30 protein-coding genes and 1 pseudogene are annotated in these 25,544 nt (G+C 54.8%); 17 read left to right on the top strand and 14 right to left on the bottom strand.

Going from position 1 to position 25,544, the window contains the following annotated elements:
- Positions 1-18: 18 nt before the first annotated feature.
- Positions 19-852, top strand: a complete 834-nt coding sequence (locus SPL01S_RS11415) for an aldose epimerase family protein (RefSeq protein WP_062870347.1) — start codon at positions 19-21, stop codon at positions 850-852.
- A gap of 32 nt (positions 853-884) precedes the next feature.
- Here the strand turns inward: SPL01S_RS11415 and ybjG are convergent, their stop codons facing one another.
- Together ybjG and SPL01S_RS11405 are read right to left on the bottom strand one after the other, a co-directional pair.
- Positions 885-1,490, bottom strand: a complete 606-nt coding sequence (gene ybjG / locus SPL01S_RS11410) for an undecaprenyl-diphosphate phosphatase (protein WP_004942504.1) — start codon at positions 1,488-1,490, stop codon at positions 885-887.
- A 5-nt stretch (positions 1,491-1,495) separates the two neighbouring features.
- Entirely contained in the window at positions 1,496-2,230 is a 735-nt protein-coding gene (locus SPL01S_RS11405) for a phosphatase PAP2 family protein (RefSeq protein WP_020438775.1), read from the bottom strand.
- Positions 2,231-2,382: 152 nt separating this feature from the next.
- Here SPL01S_RS11405 and SPL01S_RS11400 point away from each other — a divergent pair, with 152 nt between their 5' ends.
- From SPL01S_RS11400 to SPL01S_RS11390, 3 genes are all read left to right on the top strand, one after another.
- Positions 2,383-3,231 carry a 5'-methylthioadenosine/S-adenosylhomocysteine nucleosidase gene (locus tag SPL01S_RS11400; protein ID WP_063199825.1) on the top strand — a complete coding sequence of 283 codons (849 nt, stop codon included), beginning with the start codon at positions 2,383-2,385 and terminating at the stop codon, positions 3,229-3,231.
- A 140-nt stretch (positions 3,232-3,371) separates the two neighbouring features.
- Positions 3,372-3,884: a serine protease inhibitor ecotin gene (eco, locus tag SPL01S_RS11395; protein ID WP_063199821.1), complete on the top strand. Its 513-nt coding sequence runs from the start codon at positions 3,372-3,374 to the stop codon at positions 3,882-3,884.
- Positions 3,885-4,083: 199 nt separating this feature from the next.
- On the top strand, positions 4,084-5,052 hold the full coding sequence (locus SPL01S_RS11390) for a threonine ammonia-lyase (protein WP_063199817.1): 969 nt from the start codon (positions 4,084-4,086) through the stop codon (positions 5,050-5,052).
- Between the two features lie 166 nt (positions 5,053-5,218).
- Here SPL01S_RS11390 and SPL01S_RS11385 read toward each other — a convergent pair whose 3' ends face one another.
- Positions 5,219-5,683, bottom strand: a complete 465-nt coding sequence (locus SPL01S_RS11385; RefSeq protein WP_063199813.1) for a GNAT family N-acetyltransferase — start codon at positions 5,681-5,683, stop codon at positions 5,219-5,221.
- A 163-nt stretch (positions 5,684-5,846) separates the two neighbouring features.
- On the opposite strand from SPL01S_RS11385, the gene SPL01S_RS11380 reads away from it, so the two are divergent.
- On the top strand, positions 5,847-6,482 hold the full coding sequence (locus SPL01S_RS11380) for an Ssp6 family T6SS pore-forming effector (protein WP_063199810.1): 636 nt from the start codon (positions 5,847-5,849) through the stop codon (positions 6,480-6,482).
- An 827-nt stretch (positions 6,483-7,309) separates the two neighbouring features.
- Here SPL01S_RS11380 and SPL01S_RS11375 read toward each other — a convergent pair.
- Positions 7,310-8,998, bottom strand: a complete 1,689-nt coding sequence (locus SPL01S_RS11375) for an aspartate:alanine antiporter (protein WP_062871318.1) — start codon at positions 8,996-8,998, stop codon at positions 7,310-7,312.
- 315 nt (positions 8,999-9,313) lie between these two features.
- Here SPL01S_RS11375 and SPL01S_RS11370 point away from each other — a divergent pair, with 315 nt between their 5' ends.
- Entirely contained in the window at positions 9,314-9,703 is a 390-nt protein-coding gene (locus SPL01S_RS11370; protein ID WP_013812247.1) for an inner membrane protein YbjM, read from the top strand.
- Positions 9,704-9,746: 43 nt separating this feature from the next.
- On the opposite strand, the gene SPL01S_RS11365 is transcribed toward SPL01S_RS11370, so the two are convergent.
- A complete protein-coding gene (locus tag SPL01S_RS11365) occupies positions 9,747-10,010 on the bottom strand; it encodes a GrxA family glutaredoxin (protein WP_004942515.1) in 264 nt (87 codons plus the stop codon).
- 239 nt (positions 10,011-10,249) lie between these two features.
- On the opposite strand from SPL01S_RS11365, the gene SPL01S_RS11360 reads away from it, so the two are divergent.
- The 9 genes from SPL01S_RS11360 (at position 10,250) to rlmC (ending at position 18,571) form a co-directional block, all read left to right on the top strand.
- Entirely contained in the window at positions 10,250-10,564 is a 315-nt protein-coding gene (locus tag SPL01S_RS11360; RefSeq protein WP_062870353.1) for a YbjC family protein, read from the top strand.
- A 56-nt stretch (positions 10,565-10,620) separates the two neighbouring features.
- Positions 10,621-11,523 carry a 30S ribosomal protein S6--L-glutamate ligase gene (gene rimK, locus SPL01S_RS11355; protein WP_004942517.1) on the top strand — a complete coding sequence of 301 codons (903 nt, stop codon included), beginning with the start codon at positions 10,621-10,623 and terminating at the stop codon, positions 11,521-11,523.
- A gap of 163 nt (positions 11,524-11,686) precedes the next feature.
- Positions 11,687-12,166: a type III secretion system chaperone family protein gene (locus SPL01S_RS11350; RefSeq protein WP_004942518.1), complete on the top strand. Its 480-nt coding sequence runs from the start codon at positions 11,687-11,689 to the stop codon at positions 12,164-12,166.
- 408 nt (positions 12,167-12,574) lie between these two features.
- Positions 12,575-13,684, top strand: coding sequence for a spermidine/putrescine ABC transporter substrate-binding protein PotF (potF, locus tag SPL01S_RS11345; protein ID WP_062792956.1), 1,110 nt, complete (start codon positions 12,575-12,577; stop codon positions 13,682-13,684).
- Positions 13,685-13,824: 140 nt separating this feature from the next.
- Positions 13,825-14,958 (top strand): putrescine ABC transporter ATP-binding subunit PotG, encoded by a 1,134-nt coding sequence (gene potG / locus SPL01S_RS11340; RefSeq protein ID WP_013812251.1) that lies wholly within the window; start codon positions 13,825-13,827, stop codon positions 14,956-14,958.
- 24 nt (positions 14,959-14,982) lie between these two features.
- Positions 14,983-15,948, top strand: a complete 966-nt coding sequence (gene potH / locus SPL01S_RS11335; RefSeq protein ID WP_062870355.1) for a putrescine ABC transporter permease PotH — start codon at positions 14,983-14,985, stop codon at positions 15,946-15,948.
- Positions 15,945-16,790 (top strand): putrescine ABC transporter permease PotI, encoded by an 846-nt coding sequence (gene potI, locus SPL01S_RS11330; RefSeq protein ID WP_006320894.1) that lies wholly within the window; start codon positions 15,945-15,947, stop codon positions 16,788-16,790. Before potH ends, potI begins: the two co-directional genes overlap by 4 nt.
- Positions 16,791-16,892: 102 nt before the next feature.
- On the top strand, positions 16,893-17,372 hold the full coding sequence (locus tag SPL01S_RS11325) for a YbjO family protein (protein WP_004942523.1): 480 nt from the start codon (positions 16,893-16,895) through the stop codon (positions 17,370-17,372).
- A 71-nt stretch (positions 17,373-17,443) separates the two neighbouring features.
- Positions 17,444-18,571 carry a 23S rRNA (uracil(747)-C(5))-methyltransferase RlmC gene (gene rlmC / locus SPL01S_RS11320; RefSeq protein ID WP_063199806.1) on the top strand — a complete coding sequence of 376 codons (1,128 nt, stop codon included), beginning with the start codon at positions 17,444-17,446 and terminating at the stop codon, positions 18,569-18,571.
- Here rlmC and SPL01S_RS25475 read toward each other — a convergent pair.
- From SPL01S_RS25475 to SPL01S_RS11280, 9 genes and pseudogenes are all read right to left on the bottom strand, one after another.
- Positions 18,568-18,850, bottom strand: a pseudogene (locus SPL01S_RS25475) (type II toxin-antitoxin system RelE family toxin). The gene rlmC and the pseudogene SPL01S_RS25475 sit on opposite strands and share 4 nt — an antisense overlap.
- Entirely contained in the window at positions 18,840-19,091 is a 252-nt protein-coding gene (locus SPL01S_RS11315; RefSeq protein WP_063200072.1) for a type II toxin-antitoxin system Phd/YefM family antitoxin, read from the bottom strand. The pseudogene SPL01S_RS25475 and the gene SPL01S_RS11315 overlap by 11 nt, the downstream one beginning before the upstream one ends.
- Before the next feature lie 93 nt (positions 19,092-19,184).
- Entirely contained in the window at positions 19,185-19,919 is a 735-nt protein-coding gene (gene artJ, locus SPL01S_RS11310) for an arginine ABC transporter substrate-binding protein (protein WP_004942526.1), read from the bottom strand.
- Between the two features lie 206 nt (positions 19,920-20,125).
- On the bottom strand, positions 20,126-20,794 hold the full coding sequence (gene artM, locus SPL01S_RS11305; RefSeq protein WP_004942528.1) for an arginine ABC transporter permease ArtM: 669 nt from the start codon (positions 20,792-20,794) through the stop codon (positions 20,126-20,128).
- On the bottom strand, positions 20,794-21,510 hold the full coding sequence (artQ, locus tag SPL01S_RS11300; RefSeq protein WP_063199802.1) for an arginine ABC transporter permease ArtQ: 717 nt from the start codon (positions 21,508-21,510) through the stop codon (positions 20,794-20,796). Before artQ ends, artM begins: the two co-directional genes overlap by 1 nt.
- A gap of 9 nt (positions 21,511-21,519) precedes the next feature.
- Positions 21,520-22,251, bottom strand: a complete 732-nt coding sequence (artJ, locus tag SPL01S_RS11295; protein ID WP_004942530.1) for an arginine ABC transporter substrate-binding protein — start codon at positions 22,249-22,251, stop codon at positions 21,520-21,522.
- 33 nt (positions 22,252-22,284) lie between these two features.
- Positions 22,285-23,013, bottom strand: a complete 729-nt coding sequence (gene artP / locus SPL01S_RS11290; protein WP_004942535.1) for an arginine ABC transporter ATP-binding protein ArtP — start codon at positions 23,011-23,013, stop codon at positions 22,285-22,287.
- A gap of 255 nt (positions 23,014-23,268) precedes the next feature.
- Complete coding sequence (locus tag SPL01S_RS11285) at positions 23,269-23,817, bottom strand: lipoprotein (protein WP_063199799.1); 549 nt, start codon at positions 23,815-23,817, stop codon at positions 23,269-23,271.
- A gap of 126 nt (positions 23,818-23,943) precedes the next feature.
- A complete protein-coding gene (locus SPL01S_RS11280) occupies positions 23,944-24,417 on the bottom strand; it encodes an Lrp/AsnC family transcriptional regulator (RefSeq protein ID WP_062870357.1) in 474 nt (157 codons plus the stop codon).
- A gap of 167 nt (positions 24,418-24,584) precedes the next feature.
- Between SPL01S_RS11280 and SPL01S_RS11275 the strand changes: the two genes are divergently transcribed.
- On the top strand, positions 24,585-25,007 hold the full coding sequence (locus SPL01S_RS11275; protein WP_063199795.1) for a DUF2000 domain-containing protein: 423 nt from the start codon (positions 24,585-24,587) through the stop codon (positions 25,005-25,007).
- A 111-nt stretch (positions 25,008-25,118) separates the two neighbouring features.
- On the top strand, positions 25,119-25,442 hold the full coding sequence (locus tag SPL01S_RS11270) for a heavy metal-binding domain-containing protein (RefSeq protein WP_004942542.1): 324 nt from the start codon (positions 25,119-25,121) through the stop codon (positions 25,440-25,442).
- Positions 25,443-25,544 lie beyond the last annotated feature (102 nt).

Below are 25,544 nucleotides of genomic sequence, written 5' to 3'. Positions count from 1 at the left end.
GGAAAAAGGAGGAACATGATGATAAATCTGGCGCCTGAACAGTTTGGGATGCAACCGGATGAAGTTTTCCGCAATGCGGATTTTGTGGTCACGGCTTTTACCTGTGAAGAGGCCGGCCAGGTGCTGACGCTGGCGAACCGCCGTGGCACTCTGACGGTATTGCCTTACCGCGGCCTGACGATTTGGGATGCAGAGTTTGACGGCTACTCGCTGAAATCGGGGCGTCGCAGCACCCGTGCGGGCAAGGGCAAACCGGCTGGCGGCGTTGCGTTTCATTCACCCTGGCCGCAGCAAGACAGTTTGTTGGCAGGCATACAACGGATAGGGTTGCAGGTGGAAGGCGATACATTGGCGCTTTACGGTAGCGGAGAACTTTCTCACCCGCGTTGCCGGGTACGCCCGGCATTACGTTTAACGGCGGACAGCGCACAATTTGCCATCGAGATGCAAATCACCAACCTTGCTGATGAGCCGCTGCCGTTGAACTACGTTTGCCACCTCAACTATGGCTGCATTCCGGATGCGGTCTTCCGTCAGAATCTGCCGGCTCCGGCGTTGGCACCGCACGGGAACGTGGCCGAACAAGAGATGCTGTGCTCGGACGATCTGTCACTGTATGTCGATCAGGCCGAGTTCTTTATGCTGGCGTCAAGGGGCAGGCGGTACGTAACACGGTTTTCTACCGCCCAATTCAATTACGGCTTGCGCCCCATTACGCAACAAGGCAGCCAACGCTTGGTCAGGTTTGTTCAGCCGGCTACCTGCAACCCATATACGCCCGGCGGCGCGGCGGTGAAGATGTTGGGGGGAGGAAAAATGCGGGAGTTTCGTGTCACCACCGGGGGGGTGTAATGGCAGGGACGGTGCCCTGCCGTTATGCGCGATTATTCTTTTACCCAGCCCCTGCGGATCGCGAAGGCGAACAGGAAATGGTACAGGCGCGTCAGTTTAGCGGCGATAGCATCGCCAAACAGGTTCCACACCAGTTGCGCGAACAAGCAGCCGACCAGGCCGAGCAGGAAACCGCCGACCATATCCAGCGGCCAGTGCACGCCAAGGTACACGCGTGACCAGGCGATGCCGGCCGCGACGATCAGCAATAAAATGCCGGACCAAACCCGATGCCAGAACAGGAAGGACAGGGCAAAGGTAAAGATGGCGGTGCCGTGATCGCTGGGGAATGAGCTGTCCGGCGCATGGGCCAGGAAGGTGAAGCCGATGCCGGCGACAAACGGCCGCTCGTGCGGCAACAACATGCCGATGGTGGCGGCAGAAAGCATGGCGAATAGCAGAGCAATCGTCGTCTTGGTCACCACTTCACGTTGCGATATCAGTTGGCTCTGCGGCCCCCACAGCCATAGCCCGACGATCAGCACAGGCACGATGGCGATCAGATCGCGCGCCAGGAAGGTCGCGACATCGATTAACCACTCGGGGGACGCCGGGGTCGCGTTGATCCAGGCGAAAAGAAGATAATTCAACTGCTCCATAATATTTACCTTGTCTTGCGGCGGAAATACCCGCTCACCATCCAATAAACAGCCAGTTGGCTGAGCCAAACCCACCAACCTGCCCACAGGTTATGGGTAAGAAAATGTGCGCCGCGCATGACCTGACCAAACCCCATCAGCATGCCGAGCATAATGCCGCCGAACCAGCACCAGTAAGCCAGGCGCGGGCGTTGCGGATAAAACAGGAAAAACAGCGCCATCACCGAAAAACCGCTGGAAGCATGGCCGCCGGGGAAGCAACGGCCCGGCCCGGGTTCGGCCGGCACCGCGCCGAACAGCGGGTAGGACATCGCTTTACCGCCGTATTCGATCAGATCCCACGGGCACGAATGCGCGCTGGTGGCTTTGAGGATCCCGACCACCAACGGCCCGATGCCGATCAGCAGCATGGCGACGATCATGCGCGGGTTACGGCGGTAAATGCCATAAAACAGCGCCAGCACCGCACCGCTAATCACGCTGATTTTCAGCAAGCGATGGTTGATCAGATCCAGCCAGCGATCGTTTTGCCAGGGGAAATGGCCGCTGGCGGCGTCGAACCAGTAATTGCTGATTGCCCAATCCAGCTGTTCGTTGCGCGACAGCCAAAGGAACAACAACCCGCTGACTATCAACCCAAAAACCTGCCAAAGGTAAAAGGATGCCGGTAGGGAGTAAAGGGCGTTAGTCTGAATTTGTGGTGTCGTTGAGGATTGATTTAATGAAGGTTTTGGGTTCACGCGCAGGCTCGGTGGCAGTGAGGAATTATGCCACTGTAATAATTCTGTCTTAAGAAAACCTTAACCCTTCGGCAGACCCGCGAGAAAGCGATAGGCGGGATTTCGCCTTTCGGCTAAGGTAAACCTTTGCTTTTTATCGGGACGCTGTGGTGATGACGAAAAAACTGAGCTTTATGCTGTTGGCCGCCTGTGGCGTGGCATTTTCCCCGTTAGCACTGGCGCAGCAAGGCCATGCAACCGGGCCGATTGTGGTGCAAGGCGCAATGCCGGTGGAGGCGGAACGCTTCGCCCAACGCCTGGATAACCCGCGTGAGGAACAGATTGGCGGCTGGCGTTTCTGGCATGGCACCGTGGACGGCTATCCGGTGGTGGTATCTGAAACCCTGAAAGGCATGTCCAATGCAGCGGCGGCCACGGCGATTGCCGCCACCCGCTTCCAGCCGGTAGCGATTATCAACCAGGGAACCGCAGGCGGGCACGATCCGGCGCTCAAGGTCTACGATATCGTGCTGGGCAGGTATTCGGTGAGCCTGGGCGCCTTTAAAACACCGAAGAAGGCGGCAGGGGAAGGCAGCGACTCACGGCAATGGCAACCCATGGACCTATTGGCTTCGAAGGGCAGTGCGGGTGAGGATAAAAATGTCCACAGCATTCGCCAGTTCCCGGCAGACGCCAAACTGCTGGCGATAGCGGAGGGCGTTAAAGCAAGCTACACCCGGGGCAAGGTGGTTGAGGGCGTGATTGGCTCCGCCGACGTGTGGAACAGCGAACTGGACCGTATTAGCCATTTCCGGGCAAGTTATCACACCTCGGTTGAAGAGATGGAAACGGCTTCTGCGGCGCAGATCGCCGCTTCTTTTGCTATTCCGTTTATCGGCATCCGGGTGCTGTCCAACAATATTACCAATCAGGGTAAATACGACCCGCAAACCGGGCTGGCATGCCAGGACTATGTTTATCAGGTGGTGAAGGCCTATATCGCCAAAACCGCAATCCACTGAGGTTTTATCCCGACCAATGGCTGGAGATAGGTTTTTGTAACTGGACACTGGCTATTGTAAAGAAGATTAAACCTATAGCCAGGCTGGCGGCAGTGTATTAGTTTATGGCCGGAGCATCTTATAAATTGTAGGGATAAAACATGAACAAGGCATCCGTTGTATTTTCCGGCCTGCTGATGGCCGTTTCCGCCAGCGCTATTGCTGCCACCCCGGCCGCTGACGCCGATATCAGCAAACAGCCGCTGGAAAAGATCGCGCCGTATCCGAAAGCGGAAAAAGGCATGAGCCGCCAGGTGATTTACCTGCCGAAGCAGGAGCAGGAAGAAAACTTCAAGGTTGAGCTGCTGATCGGGAAAACGCTGGAAGTGGACTGTAACCGCCACATGATGGGCGGCACGCTGGAGAGCAAAACCCTTTCCGGCTGGGGCTACGACTACCTGGTGCTGGATAAACTGTCTGCACCAGCCTCTACCATGATGGCCTGCCCTGACGGCGCCAAGCAGCAGAAGTTTATCGCCGCCAACCTGGGCGATGCCGCCATGCAGCGCTACAACAGCCGCCTGCCGCTCGTGGTTTACGTGCCGAAAGACGTGGAAGTGAAATACCGCGTGTGGAAAGCCGAAGACACCCTGAGCAGCGCCGAACAAAAGTAATGCGGCACGGCTAGGCCATTACAGGAAAACGAACCCGTCTGGAGAGCGGATTGCGCAGTTGGCAATCGCCCGCAGGCGGGTTTTTTGTGGCTAAGACCGAATATGGACGCCTGTTGCAACCCTGCCCGCAGAACTCTATTCTCAGTCGGGATAGTTTGCCAAACACGTGATTCAACAACCTCTACCTGACTGGGCAAAAATGACAACATTAATTGAATTTAACGCGGTCGTCGCGGCGGCGGAGCGGTTAGCAGGGAAGGTCATACGTACGCCAACCATTGCCGGCTCGAGATTGGCCGAAAAGATTCAGAGACCGGTTTTCCTGAAGCTAGAAAATACTCAGCTTGGCGGTTCCTTTAAAGCGCGTGGGGTACTTAACAAGTTTCTGAGCCTGAAAGGCGATTTCAACGAGACCCGATTTGTCGCGGTGAGTGGCGGTAATTTTGGTATCGCCATTGCCGAGGCTGCGAAGATCTTTGGCGCCAACGTCACTATTATCATGCCCCCCAACGCGCCGGCGACCTCTGTCGACCGGGTCCGTGACCTGGGCAGTTCCGTCATCATCGAATCCGATGTCCACGCGGCATTTGAGCGCGCCAAAGTTATGGCTGAAGAGGGATATGTCGTCATCGACGACTGCAACGATTCGCTGATAGCTGAAGGGCATGGAACCCTGGCGCTTGAGTTTATTGCCGATTGCCCGGAGTTAACCGACGTTTTCATTGCCGTGGGTGGCGGTGGAATGTTGGCAGGTGCGGCTACGGCGCTAAAGGCCATTAAGCCGGATATCCGAATCTGGGGCGTTGAGACCGCAGGCGCCAGTTCAATGCATCAGGCGTTGCGTGCCGGAAAGCCGGTAAACATTGATGTCACCTCGATCATCTCTACCCTCGGGGTGCCGCTTATTGATGAAATGATGCTGGCCCATGCTCAAGCCTATGCCGAGGATATAGTTGTTGTCTCGGATAAGGAGGCGATTGACGGCATGCTTGCCTTTGGCGAACAGGCAAAATTATGGGTTGAACTCGCCTCCGGGGCGCTTATACCTGCAGTCATTGCCACTGCACCTAAATTGCCCTCTGATGCCGTCATCGGGATAGTGGTGTGCGGCGGGAATATCTCGCATCGCGACATGGCCAAATGGGTCGCTTACTCGCAAGAGCTGTGATTTAGGCTATATGGAACTGGGTGAATAGCTCGGGAATAATAAATCCTTTATGAGAGGGAAACGATGAAACATGTCAGGCTGCGTTTTTGTTGGTTAAGATAAACGTGTTTCTATGAGTTGAGGTTTTTTTAACTCAGTGGGTTTTGGCTTTTTTTTAAATGGGGCATTATGATAATGCCCTGTGCATATTAAATCCGGTTATGCGGAACCCGACTTTTTCATATAAAGCTTTGGCTGCTGGATTATTGGGTGCTACCCGTAACCCGACTTCTTTAACCCCCATATGTGCCAATGTAACCTCCATTTCCGCCAGTGCTGCGCGGCCAAAACCACGCATCCGCCAATCCGGCATTAACCAGAAGTCCAAAATCCAAGCGGATTTCTTTGTAATTTCTATCCATAAATACCCGATCACCTGTGTCTCTGTATCAGAGCGCAGAATAGAGAAGAATCTATTTTCTGGTTTGTCTGCACTTGGCAGGGAAACGGCATCTATCACCTTGGTAGCTTTTTCTTGTGCTTCTTCGATTGAGTACTTTCGTGAGTCTGCCAAATCCGAAGCGTATTCATTAATGAAAATCAGACGATATGCGTTAAATTCCGTCTCGGTCATATCTTGTAGTATTACCATCTGGGTTCCTTAAATAGAGTGTGATTTTTATAAGTCGTTAACACCCTATCAGTATTTAATCAGAATTCAACACGCATTTACCCGGTTTTTATGAAGGGAGGAGTGTTGAATTTTCAACCAGAACTGGTGTAAGGTACGGTCTCAGAAGTTATAAGGGATTGTTATGGATGCTAAATCAGTAGCACAGGGAATTCTTGCAGGCATTGAGTCGTTGCCAAAAGGTATAGCCTACAGCGTCCGTCGAACATGGCAAGGTGCTGGGGTGGGGAGCGGCGAGTTTAAACACCGCAATAAAATCGAAACGGAAAGATTCATTAAGGTAATACGCTTTGGTTATGGTATTGAAGCCTCTCTACGCGAGCTAATCACCATTGTCATCCGCGATTGTTATCAACGGATGGATGTACAAACACAAAGTGCGTTAGGCCGGAAAATAAATCTTGCTGAAGGTTACATCGTGGGTCGCATGGGCACACAGTTCTTTCTGGTTCAGCAGATTACACATCACATTTTGAAAAAGGCTATTGGCAGCACTCTTTTCAGATGGGTATTTAAAGGTATAACTGTTGCAGGGCTAAACATCATTCTCTTACAAGGGGTTATCGAGCAGGCCGCCGTTTCTTCGCGCCGATTACGCGAGAATTACCCTGCGACTTACCACAAGCTAGCCCCAAGAAATTTGGATATGATCTTTTTTTTGGCAGAAGAGTATCTTGAGCCCTTTATTGCCTACTCCAGTAAATCGAAAATGTTTTGCGAAGGCGTAAATAATGAGCTATCTAAAGTCTTGGGGCGGTAAGCTCGGAAAAGGTTTATCGCACATTGCGGAGGCAATTTTCAGCGGGGTATTTTCTGTTGCAGCTTTTGGGTCACTATTCTGGTTTGATGAATGGTGGCAGCGACTTTTAAGTGCCGCCATATTTCTGTTACTGGTATTCACTACCATTGCTGTGTGTAGTCTTGCCAGGGGTGAAGGATAAACTTAAGCCGCCAATCACTGGCGGTTTTTTCTTATTAGAGGCCGTCACTCACAACACGTGAAGAGAAACGCTTATTCTCTGAATCACTCGTTCACCACTTTCAATTCACCCCTGCAATAGCGTTCGCTCATTATGGACAACATTGCAGGGGGCCTTCTTCATATCCCTGAAACTAGCCGATATTATTAAGGATAACTCCCATCAACTGCAGCGGTATGCTTTGAACACTTGAGGAAGTTCCCACATAGCTTGGTGCATCCTGTTAAACGGGGTACTTACAGTATCACCGGGTAAAATTGATATTGCTCCACCGCATCCAACAAGGAGCAATCAGGGGTCACTTTGGGTTTAACAAGAAGCCTGCGAAAGCAGGTTTTTTGTGCCTGCCAAATGGCTGTCGCCACTTTGTCGCCATCAGCGAAACAGGGCCGTCTGAGGGGCCCGTTTTGCAAGGGCGGAGGATTTTAGGCAACAAAAAACCCGATAGTCTTGAACCTAAAAAGGCGGGACTAACGGGCTCCACAAAATGGGGACATCAAAGAAAAGCAGTGGCACTAATTCAGACTACCCCCGGAAAGGAAAGTTCTCGCCGGCGATAAAAATTTCAAAATATATTTGCCACTGATTCATCTTTGCTGCTTATCGGTCAGCCGAGTATCCCCGGCCATAACACCACAATCAACGAACCTGCCAGGGTTAACAATACGTTAGCTATGGCGTAGGTTCCAGCGTAGCCCAGCGCAGGGATGTTACTGCGTGCAGTGTCGCTGATGATTTCCATTGCCGGCGCACAGGTACGCGCTCCCATAATCGCGCCGAACAGCAAGGCGCGGTTCATGCGCAGCACATAGGCGCCAAACAGGAAGCAGATCACCACCGGCACCAGGCTGACGATCAACCCGGCGACCAGCATCTGGCCACCGACGGCGCCGAGGCTGTGGCCGATACCCGCACCGGCGCTCAGGCCGACGCCGGCCATAAACACCATCAGGCCAAACTCTTTCACCATGTTCAACGCGCCCTGCGGAATGTAGCCGAAGGTCGGGTGGTTGGCGCGCAGGAAGCCCAGCATGATGCCGGACATCAGCAGGCCGGCGGCGTTGCCGATGCCGAACGAGAAATTGCTGAACTGGATGGTGATCTGGCCAATCATCAACCCGATGATGAAGAAGGAGCAGAAGGCCAACAGGTCGGTCACCTGGCTGTGGATAGAGATAAAGCCGATCTTCTCCGCCACGCTTTTCACCCGGCGCGCGTCGCCGCTGACCTGCAGCACGTCGCCTTTGTTGAGTACTATGCTGTCGTCAATGGGCATTTCAATCTGGCTGCGGATCACCCGGTTGAGGAAGCAGCCGTGATCGGTCAGCTTTAACTGGCTCAGGCGCTTGTTTACCGCATTGCTGTTCTTGACCACGATCTCTTCGGTGACGATGCGCATGTCCAGCAAATCCCGGTCGAACACTTCTTTACCGTTGCGGAAGCTGGGGTCCAGCCGCGCGTGGGCGTCCGGGTAGCCGACCAGAGAAATCTCGTCGCCCACCTGCAGCACCGCGTCGCCGTCCGGGTTCGCCAGAATGCCGTTGCGGCGGATGCGTTCTATATAGCAACCGGTCTGGCGATAAATGCCCAGCTCACGCAGGTTTTTGCCATCGGCCCAGGCCACCAGCTCCTGGCCAACGCGATAGGCGCGGATGACCGGCAGGTAAACCTTGCGCTGGCTGTCGGTGTCCAGACCGCGCTCGCGGGCAATCTGCTGGGCGGAGGTGGAGAGATCCTGATGTTGCAGCTTGGGCAGGTAGCGCGCGCCGAAGATCAGGCTCACCAGGCCAATCAGGTAGGTCAGGGCATAGCCGAGGCTCAGATGGTCCTGCGCCGCCAGCAGCGCCGGGCCGTTGACGATGGTGTTGCGTAGCGTATCGCCAGCACCCACCAGCACCGGGGTCGAGGTCATCGATCCGGCCAGCATGCCGGCGGTTAGCCCGATGTCCCAATGGAACAACTTGCCAAGACCGATAGCGATCACCATCGCGGAGCCGACCATCACCAACGCCAGCATCAGGTAATTTTTTCCGTCGCGGAAAAAAATTGAGAAAAAGTTTGGCCCGGCTTCCACGCCGACGCAGAAAATAAACAGCATAAAGCCGAGATTCAGCGCTTCGGTGTTAATGGCGAAATGTTGTTGGCCCAACAGCAGCGAAACCACCAAAACGCCAATGGAATTACCGAGTTGAACGGAGCCCAGACGAACTTTACCGAGGCACAGCCCCAGTGCGAGTACTACAAACAGTAACAGGATGTAGTTACCGTTTAACAAACTAGCGACGTTTATGTTCACGGAGGATAACTTATTGTTTACCAGTAAGTGCTTGATGTAGATGACTATAAGATATAAATTCAGTCGGAAAATGACGTCATAAATAACTAACCAGCGGAAGGCGATCCGAACCATCGATCGGCGGCGTATATTCTAGTCGCTATGGCGCGTGACAGCCAGCATTAAGCTGAGTTCCTGCGCTGCCGAACGCATTTAACTCTCTTTAGACCAAGGAAAAAGTTCAGCTCAGCGTTGCCGTTTATGGCAAGGCGTCACCTGTTTCGTGACACGGCTGATTTCTACGGGGTAGTGACGACGCTAAAGGGGAGTCTCCGCATGGCGAATTATCGGTATTGGGTGGGCATTTTAAGCTGTTCTCTGCTGTTCAGCCTGGTGTTCCTCGGCCAGCAGAGCGGGGCGTTCGGCAGCACGGATCACGAGCATCACGGTGAAACCGGCCTGCTGCTATTTGTGATACCCGGCATGATCGCCAGCTATTTGTCGAGCAAAAAACGGATCCTCTGTCCGTTGTTGGGCGCGCTGTATGCACTGCCGCTGTGCCTGACGATCCGCCATTTTTGGCTGACGCCGTTTTATTCGTTCTGGCAGGAACTGGCTTATGCCACCAGTGCGGTGTTTTGGTGCGTATTCGGTGCCATGCTGGCGCTGTTTGCGCGCAGCCTGCTACAGGCGTTTCAGCAATGCCACCGTCGCGAACGGCAATAAAAAAAGGCGCTCTAAGCGCCTTTTCGTCGTTAAACCTGAGGGGTTACTGGAACAGATTCAGGTTTTCTTTGGCGTAGGCTTCGAAATCGGTGAAGCCGCCAACGTGTTTTTCATCAAGGAAGATCTGCGGTACGGTTTCTACCGGCTTGCCGACGGTTTTTTCCAGGTCGGCCTTGGTGATGCCTTCAGCGTGGATATCAATGTAACGGAAGTTGAAATCGTCACGGTCTTCAGTCAGTTTTTCCGCCAACTCTTTCGCACGGACACAATAAGGACAGCCTGGGCGCCCGAAGATTACTGCAAACATGCATCACTCCTTAGTTGATATTCAATTAGTTAATCGCTACTGCAACGACATTCTGTCAGCCGAAAAAGCCTTGGTCTGCGCATTACCTGCGTTAATGTCGGTTACTATGCCCGTTGGCCCGGTGAAAAAAAAGCAGGAATTACCTGTTAATCTGATTCATGTAACCGATTAAGCCGCCGGGGCTGTCGCCGTCGTGGGGAATTCACTACACTGGGGACAGTGCCTCTGGAGAAAAAAATATGCGTTCGTTCGGTGACTTACCGCGCCCGGTGCTGGTATTGGAAGGCCTGGGTATGGTGCTGTTGGTGCTGGCCTATCTGAGTATTCACGATCATGTCCACCTGCCGGGTTGGCTGGCTTCACAGCAGGCGGCGGTGGCGATGATCTTTCTCGGTGTGGCGTTGATGGTGCCGGCGGCGGCGTTTTTGGTCTGGCGTGTGGCACAGGGCTTTGGCCCGTTGATGCGTGGCGGTCTGCCGCCGGAAAACGATCGGCACAAGCCCGATCAGAAAAACGCGTCGGACGATAAAAATGACCGTGAGCCGCGCGCCTGAGCGCCGGCCGCCGATAAGACGCCTGCCTGGCAGGTAATTGCTTTTTGGGGTGACGAGTGAAAATTGCCATTCTTTCGCGCGATGGAACGCTGTATTCGTGCAAACGTCTGCTGGAAGCGGCGGAGCAGCGCGGGCACAGTATTGATATTATCGATCCGCTGTCCTGTTATATGAACATCAACCCCGCCGCGCCGACTATCCATTATCGCGGCCGTCAGTTGGACCGTTATGATGCGGTGATCCCGCGTATCGGCTCCGCCATCACTTTTTACGGCACTGCAGTGCTGCGGCAGTTTGAGCTGCTGGGCAGCTATCCGCTGAATGAATCGGTGGCGATCACCCGGGCGCGCGACAAGCTGCGCTCGCTGCAATTGCTGGCGAGGCAGGGAATAGACCTGCCGATCACCGGTTTCGCCCATTCGCCTGACGATACCGGCGATCTGATCGAGCTGGTCGGCGGTGCGCCGCTGGTGGTCAAACTGGTCGAAGGCACTCAGGGCATCGGCGTGGTATTGGCGGAAACGCGCCAGGCGGCGGAGAGCGTGATTGACGCCTTCCGCGGTCTCAATGCCCATATTCTGGTGCAAGAGTTCATTCGCGAGGCGCAGGGCAGGGACGTGCGCTGTCTGGTGGTGGGTGGCAAGGTGGTGGCCGCTATCGAGCGGCAGGCCAAGGCCGGGGAGTTCCGTTCCAATCTGCACCGCGGCGGCACCGCCCGCAAAGTGAGCATTACCGCCAAAGAGCGGGCGATTGCGGTGAAGGCCGCGACTACGCTGGGGTTGGACGTCGCCGGGGTGGATATCCTGCGTGCGGCCCGTGGCCCGCTGGTGATGGAAGTCAACGCCTCTCCGGGGCTGGAAGGGGTGGAGAAAACCACCGGGCTGGATATCGCCGGCATGATGATCGAATACATCGAACAGCGCGCGCGGCCGGGGTTTCGCCTGAAATCGGGCGGCTGAATGCCCGGCGGCAAAGATTCCGGCTTTGCGGCTGGTACTGCGACCTTTTCTCGCCCATATTTACCCTATCAGCGAATTAAGCGGCTTTGATCGTGGCGTATTGGGGCAATATTCCGTAAGCTATGCGCCTTTTTCGCGTTTTGAATATTGTGAGGCTGGTAATATGGATTCACTCATAGTCCCTGATTTGGCGTTGTTGCGACGTTGGCTGGATCAATCGGGCATTTCATTCTTTGAGTGCGATTCCTGCCAGGCGCTGCACCTACCGCACATGCAAAACTTCGACGGCGTGTTCGACGCAAAAATCGATCTGGTCGACAACGTGATCTTGTTCTCCGCATTAGCCGAGGTGAAGCCGACCGCGCTGATCCCGCTGGTGGCCGATCTCAGCCAGATCAACGCCAGTTCGCTGACCATCAAGGCGTTTGTCGATATCCAGGACGACAACCTGCCGAAACTGATCGTCTGTCAGTCGCTGAGCATCGCCGTGGGCGTGACGCTGGAGCAGTTCACCCACTTTATGCAGCAGGGCGAAGAACAGATCTCGATGGTGATCCTCGAGGCGCGGGCGAACGATCTGCTGTTTATGGGTGACGAAGAAGAGAACCCGGCTGCCGCTGACCGCCAGCCAATGCTGCATTGATCGCCGCTGTAGATGATGCATGCCGCACCTCCGGCGGCATGCTGCCCTTATTTCCTTCCGCAATAATATATTCTGCGTTTTACCCTCTGTTGCCAGATATTTCTCGCCGTTTATGCCATTAATGGCGTATCACATAGAGAGAAACTGCATAAAAAATCGATAAAAGGCGTTTTTGGCCCTGAAGGCTGGTGCGTTCCGGCAACACCGGTTATGCTGCTGATTCTGCTAAGGGCTTGCGATTCCCCTTGTAACCACGCGAGCTGGACAGATGAAAAAGGCGTATGCAATCAAATGCATAGCCATTCAATTCGCGGTTGCAACGATTGCGCTCGATCAGGAAAGGTTTTGTATCATTTCGGGATACAAGTTCAATTCTATGATTCACCCCTGTTTTGGAGGAAGTTACGGATGGTCACCCAACGTAAAAAGTGGTTATCGGGTGTTGTTGCCGGCTTGCTGATGGCCGCGTCCGTCACCGCGTCAGCCGATGAAAAAACGCTGCACGTCTATAATTGGTCCGACTATATTGCGCCGGACACCTTAGCTAAATTCCAGAAAGAAACCGGCATCAAAGTGGTGTACGACGTCTTTGACTCCAACGAAGTGCTGGAAGGCAAATTGATGGCGGGCAGCACCGGTTATGACCTGGTGGTACCTTCGTCCAACTTCCTTGAGCGCCAGTCGAAGGCCGGTATCTTTGAGCCGCTCGACAAGAGCAAAATGCCGAATTACAAAAACCTTGATCCCGATATGCTGAAACTGGTGGCGCATAACGACAAGGACAACAAGTACGGCATTCCTTACCTGATGGTGACCACCGGCATCGGCTACAACGTCGACAAGGTGAAAGCGGTTCTGGGCAAAGACGCGCCGGTCGACAGTTGGGATCTGATCCTCAAACCGGAAAACCTTGAAAAGCTGAAGAGCTGTGGCGTTTCCTTCCTGGATGCGCCTAGCGAAGTCTATGCGACCGTGTTGCATTACCTGGGCAAAGATCCCAACAGCACCAACGCGGCGGATTACACCGGTGCAGCGAACGATCTGCTGCTCAAACTGCGGCCGAACATCCGTTACTTCCACTCTTCCCAGTACATCAACGATCTGGCGAACGGTGACATCTGCGTGGCGATCGGCTGGTCCGGCGACGTGATGCAGGCGGCTAACCGCGCCAAAGAAGCGAAGAATGGCGTGAACGTGGCTTACACCATTCCGAAAGAAGGGGCGCTGACCTATTTTGACATGTTCGCCATGCCGGCGGATGCCAAAAACAAGGACGCTGCCTACCAGTTCCTGAACTTCCTGCTGAAACCGGACGTGATGGCGGGCATCAGCAACTTCGTGTATTACGCCAACGCGGTGAAGGATTCCACGCCACTGGTGAACGCTGACATTCGCAACAACCCGAACGTGTATCCACCGGCCGATCTGCGTGCCAAGCTGTTTACGCTGAACGTGCAATCGCCGAAGTTGGACCGTGTCATTACCCGTGCCTGGACTAAAGTTAAAAGCGGGAAGTAATACGGAAGGGCTCAGTTTCCTGAGCCCGGTTTTCAGTCGTGTTCTGACCGGCAGGCGGGTGATCCCCGCCTGCGTTGCCATTTTGGGCCATGGCAATCGCCGTGGTTTTTTGCACTGCTTTACACCGGAGAGCACCCCGATTGAACGACGTCATTCCTCGTCCTCAAGCCAAGTCGCAGAAGGTTTTCACCCCTCTGCTGGAAATCCGTAACCTCACTAAAACCTTTGACGGCCAAAACGCGGTCGAAGACGTCAGTCTGACCATCTACAAGGGCGAAATCTTTGCGCTGCTGGGGCCGTCCGGCTGCGGCAAATCTACGTTGTTGCGCATGCTGGCCGGCTTTGAACAGCCAACGGAAGGGCAGATTATGCTCGACGGGCAGGACATGTCGCATGTGCCGCCTTACCAGCGGCCAATCAATATGATGTTCCAGTCTTACGCGTTGTTCCCGCACATGACGGTTGAGCAGAATATCGCTTTCGGCCTGAAGCAGGACAAGATGCCGCGTGCGGAAATCGCCGAACGGGTGGCGGAAATGCTGTCGCTGGTGCACATGCAAGAGTTCGCCAAACGCAAGCCGCATCAGTTGTCCGGTGGCCAGCGTCAGCGTGTGGCGCTGGCGCGTAGCCTGGCCAAGCGGCCGAAGCTGTTGCTGCTCGATGAACCTATGGGCGCGCTGGATAAAAAACTGCGTGACCGCATGCAGCTTGAAGTGACGGATATTCTTGAGCGCGTAGGCGTCACCTGCGTCATGGTCACCCACGATCAGGAAGAAGCGATGACCATGGCGGGGCGCATCGCCATCATGAACCGCGGCAAGTTTGTGCAAATCGGTGAGCCGGAAGAGATCTACGAGCATCCGAATAGCCGCTTCAGCGCCGAATTTATCGGCTCGGTCAACGTCTTTGACTGCGTGCTGCAGGAACGTCATGACGATGCGCTGATCCTGCAAAGCCCCGGCCTGCGTCATGCGCTAAAAGTGGATCCGGATTCGTCGGTGGTGGACGGCGTGCCGATCCAGGTTGCGCTACGGCCGGAAAAAATCATGCTGTGCGAAGAGGTGCCGCAAGACGGCTGCAACTTTGCGGTGGGGGAAGTGGTGCATATCGCTTACCTCGGCGATTTGTCGATCTACCACGTGAAGCTGCTCAGCGGCCAGATGCTCAGCGCCCAGTTGCAGAACGGCCACCGTTTCCGTAAAGGGATGCCGACCTGGGGCGATGAAGTGCGCCTGTGTTGGGAAGCCGACAGCTGCGTAGTGTTGACGGTGTAGTTGAGAAGGTGAGGAGTACTTGTTATGACAATGCTTTCTGAACGCGCGCCGTCGGAACCGCCGGCCAACGGCCCCGGCCCGCTCAAAGCGTTTTTCCAGCGCCTGCAAATGGCCCATGGCCGCAAGCTGGTGATTGCGGTGCCGCTGCTGTGGCTGATGTTGCTGTTCCTGCTGCCGTTCTTGATTGTGTTCAAGATCAGCCTGTCGGAGCTGGCGTTGGCCGTTCCGCCATACACCGATCTGATGAGCTGGGCGGAAGGCAAGCTGGATATCGCGCTCAACTTTGCCAACTACCTGCAATTGACCGACGATCCGCTGTATCTGGATGCCTATCTGCAATCGTTGCAGGTGGCGGCGGTATCGACGATTTGCTGCCTGATCATCGGTTACCCGTTGGCCTGGGCGGTGGCGCACAGCAAATCTTCAACCCGCAACATTTTGCTGCTGCTGGTGATCCTGCCGTCGTGGACCTCGTTCCTGATCCGCGTTTACGCCTGGATGGGGATCCTGAAAAACAACGGTATCCTCAACAACTTTCTGCTGTGGTTGGGGGTTATCGATCATCCGTTGGTGATCCTGCATACCAATCTGGCGGTGTATATCGGCGTGGTGTATTCCTACCTGCCGTTTATGGTATTGCCCATTTATACCGCACTGACCCGGCTGGATTACTCGCTGGTTGAGGCTTCGCTGGATCTGGGCGCCAAACCGTTGAAAACCTTCTTTAGCGTGATAGTGCCGCTGACGCGCGGCGGTATCATCGCCGGTTCGATGCTGGTATTTATCCCGGCGGTGGGCGAGTTTGTGATCCCGGAACTGCTGGGCGGGCCGGACAGTATCATGATCGGCCGCGTGCTGTGGCAGGAGTTCTTCAATAACCGCGACTGGCCGGTGGCCTCGGCGGTTGCCACCGTCATGCTGCTGTTGTTGATCGTACCTATTCTCTGGTTCCACAAGCACCAGAACAAGGAAATGGGGGGGCAGGGATGAACAACTTGCCGGTAGTGCGTTCACCGTGGCGTATCGCCATTCTGGTGATAGGTTTCACCTTCCTGTATGCGCCGATGCTGATGCTGGTCATTTACTCGTTCAACAGCTCCAAGCTGGTGACGGTATGGGCCGGTTGGTCGACGCGATGGTATTCAGAGTTGTTCCATGATTCGGCGATGATCAGCGCCGTTGGGCTAAGCCTGACGATAGCGGCCGCTTCGGCGACCGCCGCAGTGGTGCTGGGGGCGATTGCCGCCGTGGTGATGGTGCGTTTCGGCCGTTTCCGCGGGTCAACGGGGTTTGCCTTTATGCTGACCGCGCCGCTGGTCATGCCGGACGTGATCACCGGCCTGTCGCTGCTGCTGCTGTTTGTGGCGATGGGGCACGCGTTTGGCTGGCCGTCGGAGCGCGGGATGTTCACCATCTGGTTGGCGCACGTCACCTTCTGTACCGCCTATGTTTCGGTGGTGATCAGTTCGCGCCTGCGTGAGCTGGACCGCTCGATCGAAGAGGCGGCGATGGATCTGGGCGCGACGCCGCTAAAAGTGTTCTTCGTGATCACGCTGCCGATGATTGCCCCGGCGCTGGTTGCCGGCTGGATGCTGGCGTTCACTCTGTCGTTGGATGATCTGGTTATCGCCAGCTTCGTTGCCGGGCCGGGCGCGACTACCTTGCCGATGCTGGTGTTCTCCAGCGTGCGCATGGGGGTAAATCCGGAAATCAACGCCCTGGCGAGTTTGATTCTGCTGGTGGTGGGGATTATCGGTTTGATTGCCTGGTGGTTTATGGCGCGCTCGGAAAAACAGCGATCGCGCGAATTACAAAAGGCCGCCCGTAGCTGATTCGGTTCAAACCTGCTATTTTTGCAATTATTGGTATTGAAATTGATTACCTGACTTTATATATGCCGCCTGAATAGGCGGCGTTTGGTTGTATACACGGATATGTCAGACATGCTGAACAGCAGGCAGGGAATGAGATCGACTTCAGATGCGCCAGTACCGGTGATGGTGGCCGGGACGGCAATGGTGGCTATCAAATGCATCAGCGTGCTGTTGCTGTTGGGGGAACTGGGTGTCGACGGCACTCAGGAGTTTGTCAGTACCAGCGCTCAGGCCTGGGATTCCACGTTTATCTTTCTGGCCGGCCTGCTGTTGCTGTGCCTGCAAATCAGCTGCGGTTTTGCGGTGATGCGCGGCCGCAATTGGGGGCGCTGGGGATACGTGATTTGCCAGTGTCTGGTGGTCGGCTATTTGCTGTTGGCGACCATCGGCAGCTTTTTGCCGGAGGTTTTTACCGTTGAAGGGGAAACCAGCAGCCAGATCCTGCATGTCCTGATCCTGCAAAAAATTCCCGACGCGGTTATCCTGGCGTTACTGTTTGTTCCCGTCACCAGCCGCCGGTATTTTGCCGCCCGCGATTAAGACTTTAAGGGCGCAGAGTGCTAAACTCTGCGCCCTTAATTATTCACCCCCGAACTTACAGGGTCATCTTTATGCATTGCGCTTTGTATACGGCAGGAACCTGCCGTTCCTGTCAGTGGCTGGAAAAACCTTACCCGCAGCAACTGACGGACAAACAGCATCACCTGCAATCGCTGCTGGCCGGGCGTGATGTCGCCCAATGGCTGGAACCGCTTGCCGGCGAGCAGAGCGCTTTTCGCAATAAAGCCAAAATGGTGGTCAGCGGCAGCGTAGAGCGCCCGCTGCTCGGCATGCTGCATCGCGACGGCACGCCGGTCGATCTGAGTGCTTGCCCGTTGTATCCCGCCAGCTTTGAACCCATGTTCGTGGTGTTGAAAAGCTTTATCGCCCACGCCGGCCTGACGCCGTATAACGTGGCGCGCAAACGTGGCGAATTGAAGTACCTGTTGTTGACCGAAAGCACCCACAGCGGCGGCGTAATGCTGCGCTTTGTACTGCGTTCGGATAGCAAACTGGCGCAACTTCGCGCCGCGTTGCCGTGGCTGCAGCAACAATTACCGCAGCTCAGGGTGATTTCCGCCAATATTCAGCCGGTACATATGGCGATTATGGAAGGGGATCGCGAGATCCCGCTGACTGAGCAGCAGGCGCTGGAGGAGCAGTTTAATCAGGTGCCGCTGTATATCCGCCCGCAAAGCTTCTTCCAGACCAATCCCCAGGTGGCGGCCAAATTGTACGCTACCGCGCGCGACTGGGTTAGGGCGCTGGGTATCGACAGCATGTGGGATCTGTTCTGCGGCGTGGGTGGGTTTGGCCTGCACTGCGCGCAGCCGGAAACCCGGCTCACCGGCATTGAAATCAGCGCCGAAGCCATCGCTTGCGCACGCCAGTCGGCGGAAACGCTGGGTTTGCAGCACGTCAGTTTCCAGGCGCTGGACTCCACGCGTTTTGCCACCGCTGAAGGCAGCGTGCCGCAGCTGGTGCTGGTCAATCCGCCACGGCGCGGTATCGGCCAGGCGCTGTGCGACTACCTGAACCAGATGGCGCCAGGCTACATTCTGTATTCAAGCTGTAATGCCGAGAGCATGGCGAAAGACATTGAAGGGCTGCCGGATTATCGCATCGAGCGTGTGCAGCTGTTCGATATGTTCCCGCATACCGCCCATTACGAAGTATTGACGCTGCTGGTGCGTCATTAAAGGCGTTTTTTGGCAGCCGTATAGGCCTCTGAGCGTTCACGCTTACCTATCGAAAGTACCAGCACCACGTCTCCTCGTCGATGACGCGATAGACCAGACGGTAACCGAAACCTTAAGCTTTATTTTATAACAATCCGGTAGGCCGGAGAGTCTATTGGCGGGAATACAGGGATTTTCTAATACTGTTGCCAGTTTTTTCTTGAATTGATCCCGAAGTACCGGGGCCAGTTGCTTAAATTCCTTTAGTGCATGTTCTTCGAATTCAAGGCTATAAGTCATCCAGATTGACCTTAATACGTTTGCCGCTCATCCGTGAACGGGCTGTTTTTACGAGTTCAATATCTTCCAGATATTCAGAGATTGCTTCCCACGTTTCCGGAGAGACGTAATAGCCGGAGATCTTTCCATTGGTAAGTACTGCCACAGGTTGCCCGTTGGCTTCTTTGAGCGCAGTGTTAGGCGATTTTTTAAAATCACTGATGCTGACGGCTGAATTCGCGAGGATAGGTTGAACGATCATGGCATTGCCTTTGGTATCAAATTTAACGCCAAAGGCAATTATTGAAAAGCAACAAAGCAGGGCAGGGTATTCCATGCCCTGGTCGTCTTCGTCTTACTGCGGGAACCACTTGTCGTTGATGGCCTTGTAAGTCCCGTCGGCTTTGATGGCGTCCAGCGCGGCGTTCAGCTTGGCCAGCAGCGCCTTGTTGTCTGGACGCACCGCAATGCCCAGACCGGTGCCGAAGTACTGCGCGTCGGTGACGTGCTCGCCTACCGGCGCCAGTTGAGGGTTGTTCTTCAGCCATTCGTTCACCACGGCGGTATCGCCGAATACGCCGTCGATACGGCCATTTTTCAGCTCGAGAATGGCATTTTGGTAGCTGTCGTAAGAGACGGTGTTAATCTCCGGGTGCTTGTCTTGCATGTATTTCTGGTGAGTGGTGCCGTTCTCCATACCCACCTTTTTGCCTTTCAGATCGGCCAGCGAGCTGAATTTTCCTTTCTCGGCGATCACAATCGCCGAGTTGGCGTAGTACGGCTGGGTGAAGGCGACCTGCTTGCTGCGCTCCGGCGTAATATCCATACCTGAGATCACCGCATCGTATTTTTTGAATTTCAGCGCGGCGATCAGGCTGTCGAACGCCTGGTTGGTGAAGGTGCATTCCGCTTTCATTTGTTTGCACAGCGCGTTAGCCAGATCGATATCAAAACCAACGATTTTATTGCTGGCATCCAGTGATTCGAACGGCGGATAGGTGGCGGAAGCGGCGAAGCGAATGGTGTCGGCAGCGCCGGCGTTGAAGGCGATCCCGGCCAGCACCGTCGCGGCAAGTAATAGTTTTTTCATGCGTAAAGCTCCTGTCTGCAAGTCTGCGTGTTTTTATCGCGCCACCGCTTGATTTTACTGACAATAACCCAAAGGTTCTCGCGGTGGTCGCTGGCGTTTACCCTGCCACTTAATGAATTGATATGCAATATAAATGATTAAAAAATTACAGCGGAAATAAAAAGCCCTGCGCGAAGGCAGGGCTTTTAGACTGACTGGCCGATCACTCAGTTGCGGCGTTCGAACGCCAGCGCACGCCGCTCGACGATACGCATCAACAACGTCAGCAGGCCATTGACGCACAAATACACCAGACCGGCGGCGCCAAATACCATCACGTCATAGGTGCGACCATACATCAGTTGGCTGTAGCCCATCACTTCCATCAAGGTAATGGTATAAGCCAGCGAGGTGCTTTTGAACACCAGAACCACTTCGTTGGAGTAGGACGACAGCGCACGCTTGAAGGCGAAAGGCAGCAGAATGCGCAGCGACTGTGAGCGTGACATGCCCAGCGCTTCGCAGGATTGCCATTGACCGGCCGGGATCGCCCGCACCGCACCGTAAAACAGCTGGGTGGTGTAGGCCGCGCTGTTCAGCGCCAGCGCGATCATCGCGCACAGCCACGGCTGCGACAGCAGGTTCCATAACCACGGATACTCACGGATCGCCGGGAACTGGCCGGGGCCATAGTAGATCAGGAATATCTGCACCAGCAGCGGGGTGCCGGTGAACAGCGTGATATAGATCTTCACGAGCGGCGTCAGGATCGGCGTTTTCAGCGTCAGGATCACCGTCAGCAGCAGCGACAACACCAATGCCACAATCAGCGCGGTGATGGTCAGCGTCAGGCTGGTGTGCAGCCCTTTGATAATTTCCGGCAAGAACTCAAGCATCAGACAGGCCCCCGCTCAAAACGCGTGGTACGCAGTTCGATGCGTTTGATAGCGTACTGGCTGAACAGGGTGACGACCAGATAGATAGCCGCCGCAATGACGTACCAGGTAAAAGGCTCCTGGGTGCGGGTGGCGATGCTCTTGGTTTGCAACATCAGATCGTTAACGCTGATCAATGACACCAGCGCGGTATCTTTCAGCAATACCAGCCATTGGTTGCCGAGGCCGGGCAACGCATGGCGCCACATCTGCGGCATGATCAAGCGAAAGAAAATGGCTGCCGTACTCATCCCGAGCGCCTGACCTGATTCCCATTGGCCCTGCGGCACAGCCTTCAATGCCCCGCGCAGCGTCTGCGACGCATAAGCCGAATAGAGCAGGGCGAGCGCGATCACGCCGCACAGGAACGGGCTGACTTCGAAGTTATCGATCGCCAGTTGAATGGGCAGTTGGAACAGGCCGAAATTCAGGGTGAAGCCGTCGGACAGCATCAACAGCAGCTGCGACGAACCGAAATAGATAAACAGCACCACCAGAATTTCCGGCAGGCCGCGCAGCAGCGTGACCCAGGCAGTGCCGAGCCAACTGACCACTTTCCAGCGTGACGATTCCCAGACGGCAAACAGCATCGCCAGGGTCAGCCCGAGGATAAGGGCGCAAACGGCAAGGCCGACGGTCATCCCGGCGGCGCTTGCTAGAGGTTGAATTTCATTCATCGGGGTTGATTACTGCTGGAACCATTTTTTGTAGATGGTTTCGTAAGTCCCATCCTGCTTGATTTTGTCCAGAGCCGCATTGAACTTGCCCTGCAACTCGGTATTTTTCTGACGCACGGCAATGCCCAGACCGGTGCCGAAGTAATCTTTGTCCGTCACTTTATCGCCTACCGCCGCCAGCGCAGCGTTTTGTTTCAGCCATTCGTTGACCACTGCAGTGTCACCGAATACCGCGTCAACGCGGCCATTTTTCAGATCCAGAATGGCATTCTGATAGCTGTCATAAGGCACGGTTGTGATTTCCGGGTGTTTGTCGGTCAGGTATTTTTGATGGGTGGTGCCATTTTGCACGCCCACTTTTTTGCCTTTCAGCGCAGCAACGTCGGCCACTTTGCCTTTCTGCGCGACAAACAGGGCGGAGTTGTCGTAATACGGCTTGGTGAACAGCACCTGTTTTTCACGCTCAGGCGTGATGTCCATACCGGCCATGACCGCGTCGAAGCGCTTGAACTTCAGGCTTGGGATCAGGCTGTCGAAGGCCTGATTGGTGAAGGTACAGTCGGCCTGGATCTCTTTACACAGCGCATTGGCCAGATCGACGTCAAAGCCCTGGATCTTGTTGCCGGCGTCAATAAATTCAAATGGAGGATATGACGCTTCGGTAGCGAAACGGATCGTTTCGGCTGCAGAGGCGGAAACGCTGATGCCGGCCAGAACGGCGGCGATTATTAGTTTTTTCATCGCAAACTCCCCAAATTACAGCAAGTAAAATTATTAGTGTGATAAGTAATTAGCAAACTCGGTGGTCTGCGGCTGTGCAAAATGACTGGCGTCGCCCTGTTCCACCACGCGACCGTTTTCCATGTACACCACGCGGCTGGCGGTCTTGCGCGCCACTTCCACTTCGTGGGTCACAATCACCTGGGTGATCCCGGTGCCGGCCAATTCGCGAATGATGCTGACGATCTGGGCGGTAATTTCAGGATCCAGCGCGGCGGTCGGTTCATCGAACAGCAGTACCTGTGGCTCCATCATCAACGCTCGGGCAATCGCCACGCGCTGTTGCTGGCCGCCGGAAAGGTGCAACGGGAAACGATCGGCAAAGTCGGTCAGGCGCAAACGCTTCAGCAGTTTGTCCGCGCGCTCCATCGCCTGCGCCTTGGACAGGCACAACACGCGACATGGCGCCTCAATCAGGTTCTGCACCACGGTGAGGTGTGGCCAGAGGTTGTATTGCTGGAACACCATGCCAACGTTCTGACGCAGCTCGCGAATGGCTTTTTCGCCTGGAGCCTGTTTGAAATCGAATTGGTTGCCGGCGATCTGCAATTGCCCCGAACGCGGCATTTCCAGCAGGTTCAACACCCGCAGCAATGAGCTTTTCCCGGCGCCGCTTGGACCAAGCAGCACCAAAGTTTCCCCTGCTGGGCAATCCAGCGTGATGTCAAACAGCGCCTGATGTGCGCCGTAATAGCAGTTGATACCGTTAAGTTGAATGCTCATGCGCCAGAATTGAATAGATATTGATGCCGCGAATGTTAACTTCCACAGAATACTTATGCAATCTTTGTGCGTTAAAATTTATTACTGCGCGGCAGAATAGTAAAAGAATAGCACAAGATACCGCGACTCAGGTTCGAAGGGGGGATTTGTCGTGCATGCTGTGAGGTATGTAGCGAAATTTCTTAAGTTGAACAAACGTTGAGCGCAATCAAGGCATTTGGCCACCGACGCCGAAGAGCGCCGGTGGCGGGGGGGTTACTGGTTTTCCAGCACCTGGCGCAATGTGCCGCTGGCGGCGTGCGGCGGTATGTTCAGGTAGCGGATATCGTCCACCACCCAACAGGTGCCTTCACGCACCATCAGCACCTCATCTTGCCAGTTGATCGCACTGCCACCGTCCTTCTGGTGGCTCAGTTGAACGCGCAGCGGGATATTTTTCGCATCGGTATTAGGAATGGTAGACGCGCTGGCGACGGTGGCGCTGGTCGCCCCCTGGGCATTGCCGGAGAACAGATCGCCGGTTACCCGATGCTTGCCCGGGTTTTGGTTGGCGGCGACCAGATCCTGGTACAGCACCTTACTCAGATAAGGCTGCAACTGTGCCAGACGGTTGCTGTCCGGCAGGGAAGCCGCAGGGCCTTGTTGCAGGCGCAGATCGTAAAATTTCTGTGCGACCGTATCCGGGCCGCCTTCCACACAACCGCCGGTACGGGTGCCGATATCCTTGAATGCCGGATCGACGGTGGTACAGGCACTCAATAACAGCGCTAAGGGAAAAACAGCCGCAATCGTTTTTGTTTTCATCTCATTACCTTATGTGAAAGTCTCTACCATGAAGAACGATAACTTACAGTTTATACGCAGAAAACTTTATCACCAAAATAGGTTGGCGGTTTATCAGATGCTGCACTTTCCTGCCGTCGCGCCGCTTTATTTCTTGATCGGGAACGCCACAAAGGGTTTGATTTCCTTGAGCACAAACATGCTCTGCATCTCTTTGATGCCAGGCAGACGACGGATCACCGACATGGAAAAATCGGCATAGGTATCCAAATCGCCGGCGACAACCTGCAGGAGAAAGTCGGCATCTCCCCCAATACTGTAGCAGGCCACCACGTCTTCTAATTCGATGACTTCTCGTTCAAATTTTCTCGCTTCCGCCTCGCTGTGGCTGTCGATGCTTACGCGGATAAACACCATCACCCCCAGCCCGATTTTGCGTCGGTCCAGCACGGCCCGATACCCCTGGATAACGTCGTCCTCTTCCAGTTTCCGTACTTTTCGCCAGCAGGGCGACGCGGACATGCCCAGCTCATCGGCCAGGGTTTGGTTAGTGATGCGTGCGTCCTGTTGCAGGGCCGCAAGAATTTTAATGTCTGTCTGAGATAGCGGGTTTTTGTTCATTTTATTTCTTTAAACGATGCTGAATAGGTAAATCTTACCGTAATCGTGTCTTTCTTCAACGCAAGCAGGTCATTATTGCCTCCCCTGAAGTGGCATAATGTTTGTCGAGAAGTGAGCTATTTCAGACAGGGCGGCCATTCAGGCGAGTTGATTTTATGGGGGAGAGTATGCAGTTTGACGCGTCCAGACATAAATGCACCATCGTGATCGATGAAGCGTTGGCGGTAGGGTTGGCGATGAACGCCGCCAGCGTGATCGGTATCAGTTTTGGCAAGACGTTCGAGAATTTGGTCGGGCCGGATTTATCCAGCGGCGATGGCGTGCGCTATCCCGGTGTCATTTATGCGCCGCTGCCGGTCTTGCGAGCGCCTAACGCCACGATTCAGGCATTGTTGAACAGCGCGGGCGACGATGAAGACATTTACAGCATGCCATTCAGCGCCTTGGCTCAATCGTGTCGGACCTATGACGAATATGGCGAACGGATCTCAGCCGTTAACAGCGAACATATTGAGCTGGTGGCGATTGGGCTGGTCGGGCCGAAGAAAAAAATCACCAGGCTGACCGGCAATTTGCCCTTGTTTAAATAGAGGCGCTTGGGTATGCGCATGAGTAATGTGTTTATTGCATATTATATTAAGAACATATGAGTAAACTTGTGGTCTTAGAAGCGTAATCAGCGAATCAAACAAGGAGTTCTGATGCAGCTTTCAACCACCCCGACCCTGGAAGGGTTTACCATTACTGAATACTGCGGTGTCGTCACCGGCGAGGCGATTCTCGGCGCCAATATTTTTCGAGATTTCTTCGCCGGCGTGCGCGATATCGTCGGCGGCCGCTCCGGCGCTTACGAGAAAGAACTGCGTAAAGCTCGCTTGATCGCTTTCCAGGAGCTGGAAGAACAGGCGAAAGAGCTGGGTGCCAACGCGGTGGTCGGCATTGATATCGACTACGAAACCGTGGGCAAAGACAGCAGCATGCTGATGGTGACCGTCAGCGGCACCGCAGTGAAAGTCAGCCGCTAACCCCCATTTTATGAAACGCCCCGGCAATTGTCGGGGCGCAGTCTATTTATCCCACCTTGTGTTCTTCAGGCTTCAGCGGGCGATGTTCCTGCGGTTTTGCCG

The sequence above is a fragment of the Serratia plymuthica NBRC 102599 genome (genome assembly GCF_001590925.1).
GTDB lineage: Bacteria > Pseudomonadota > Gammaproteobacteria > Enterobacterales > Enterobacteriaceae > Serratia > Serratia plymuthica.
This window is presented reverse-complemented; position numbering and strand designations above follow the sequence as displayed.